This is a genomic window from Mycobacterium sp. (genome assembly GCF_035697385.1).
Taxonomy (GTDB): Bacteria; Actinomycetota; Actinomycetes; order Mycobacteriales; family Mycobacteriaceae; genus Mycobacterium.
This window is the reverse complement of record NZ_DASSCY010000352.1, coordinates 1-2,450: the sequence shown is the minus strand read 5'-3', so window position 1 is coordinate 2,450 and position 2,450 is coordinate 1. Positions and strand designations below refer to the sequence as shown.

Genomic DNA, 2,450 nt, shown 5'->3' with positions numbered 1-2,450 from the left:
GGCATCATGGAGCGCACGCTCGCAAGCCTCGTGTATGCAGAAGCGCCCTCCGCTTGCGCGGCATGTCCAGGAAGGGAAGTTCCCGGACGTGTCCGCGGCCTCCGGCAAGCTGCCGGCATGGACGACGACACCCGTCGGCGGCTGCTGCGCGCCGTCATCGGCGAGGACCAGCCCGGCCGCGGCCGGGTCCGGCGCTGGACGTTGCTCGAAGCCGCGGAACGGGCCGGCCTCGTCCTCAACCACACCCGTCGGGGCCTACAGGAACTGCGCGAACAGAACCCGCCGCTGGTGTGGGGCGACGTCGACGCCGGCACCGGTGAGGAGCTTTGGTGGCTGCTGCCGCAGGGCCTCAACGAGCTGGACCGGCTCGAGGCGGGCGAGCGCTCATGAGCGAACTCGCTGCCCGTCCGTCCGTATCGGCCTGTGGGGAACAATGGAACGAAAATCCGCGCTAAGGGCTCACGACTAAATTAGTGCCGTAGTCGCGCGGCAGGTATCGTGGTGGATCTGGTCGAACCGTGGGGCATGATCGATGAGCGTGCGATAGGGGTGCGGTGGGAGCTGGCCAGCCCGGAGTTTGATGAGCGTGAGCGACGGATTTGGGCGGCCGCTGAGGCGCGCTCGCATGGTCATGGCGGGATCGCGGCAGCGGCGCGGGCGACGGGCCTGTCGCGGCGCACGATCGAGCGCGGGCTGGCCGAGCTCGACAGCGGTGAGCGCCTTGAGGCGGGCCGCGTGCGGCGCGCTGGGGCGGGCCGGCCGTCGCTGGCGACCAGCGATCCGACGGTCGTCGAGGATCTCGAGCGGCTGGTCTGCCCGGCCACGCGCGGTGACCCGGAGCGGCCGCTGCGGTGGACGTCAAAGAGCGCGGCCAAGCTCGCCGACGGGCTGCGTGGGCTGGGGCATGAGATCGTCGATCGTTCGGTGCTGCGGCTGCTGGGCCGGATCGGGTACACGATGCAGGCCAACGTCAAGACCCGCGAGGGTGCCGAGCACCCCGACCGCGACGCGCAGTTCGAGCACATCAACGACACGGTCGCGGCGGCCCTGGCAGCCAGCGAGCCGGTGATCAGCGTCGACACCAAGAAGAAGGAGCTGGTCGGCGATTTCAAGGCCGTCGGGCGCGAGTGGGGGCCCAGCGGGGAGCCTGTCGAGGTCAACACCCACGACTTCCCCAGCCACGCCAAGGGCAAGGCGATCCCCTACGGGATCTATGACCTGGCCCGCGACATCGGCTGGATCTCGATCGGCGTCACCCGCGACACCGCCCAGTTCGCCGCCGCGTCGATCCTCGCCTGGTGGCAGCAGCTCGGCGCCGCCAGCTACCCCGACGCCACCACGCTGACGATCACCGCCGACTCCGGCGGCTCCAACAGCGCCCGCGGCCGACTCTGGAAGACCGAGCTGCAGAAGCTCGCCGACCACACCGGCCTCATCATCCGCGTGCTGCACTTCCCGCCCGGCACAAGCAAATGGAACCGCATCGAGCACCGCCTATTCAGCTTCGTCAGCCACAACTGGCGCGGCAAGCCGCTGATCGACTACGCCACGATCATCAACCTGATCGCCAACACGACGACCAGCACCGGCCTGAAGGTCTACGCCCGCCTCGACGAGACCGACTACCCCAAGGGCATCAAGGTCACCGACGCCGAACTGGCCGCCGTCAACATCCAACGCCACCAGTTCCACGGCGACTGGAACTACACCATCACGCCGGCAACTCCGACACTAATAAAGTCGTGAGCCCTAAGCGTTAGTCGCCGTCTCGTCTGAGGGCCTGTCTCCGCCCGCAGAGTTGCGGCGCGCTTCGCCGACAGGACGTCTAGATCATCCGGTTTTGCAGGTTGTTTGCGGTGCTGTGGCGCACACGACGTTAGGGGGTGCGGCAACGCTAAGCGTTAGTCGCCGTCGCGTTAGTTCCTCTCGGCGCGGGGCGCCGGCTCTGGGCGGGTGAAAATCAGGCCGTGACACCGTCTTGTGGAGCATCTGTGGGCACGGGCGATCACGGCTATTTTCCGATCAGTGGCCATGCCCGGCCGTCGCGGGCGCCTGCAAGGTTGCGTGCGGGGCTGGCCGGGCTCGCGCGAACGATGAAAATGGTGACGGCCTGTTGCTCGTGGCAACGTCGGCTACCACTTGGTGGCGCGTAGCCCGTTCTTCAGTGTGACGTGGAGGCTGCTCGGCACCCCGGACAGTCGCCTTGAGTACGACGAGCAGAATCGTCTGTCCCAGAGAGTCTCCCCCGGGCGACGGCTTGATCCGGTGTCGCGAGAGGGGAGATGGTGTGGAGACGATGATCGCGTGCTGCTGCGGGCTGGATGTGCACAAGGCGCAGCTGACCGCGTGCGTGCGGCTGCTGGTCGATGGCGCGGTGACCGAGATCGTTGAAACGTTCGGGACCACCACGCCCGACCTGCTGGCGTTGCGCGATTGGCTGAAGGCGCACG

Annotated in this window: 2 protein-coding genes; both read left to right on the top strand. The window is 67.8% G+C overall.

Translation table 11 applies throughout. The annotated features are described in order from the left end of the window. Positions 1–117 precede the first annotated feature (117 nt). Complete coding sequence (locus VFH65_RS29275; protein WP_353326625.1) at positions 118–390, top strand: hypothetical protein; 273 nt, start codon at positions 118–120, stop codon at positions 388–390. 135 nt (positions 391–525) lie between these two features. Next, positions 526–1,746, top strand: a complete 1,221-nt coding sequence (locus VFH65_RS29270) for an ISAzo13 family transposase (protein WP_353326627.1) — start codon at positions 526–528, stop codon at positions 1,744–1,746. The last annotated feature ends 704 nt before the right edge of the window (positions 1,747–2,450 follow it).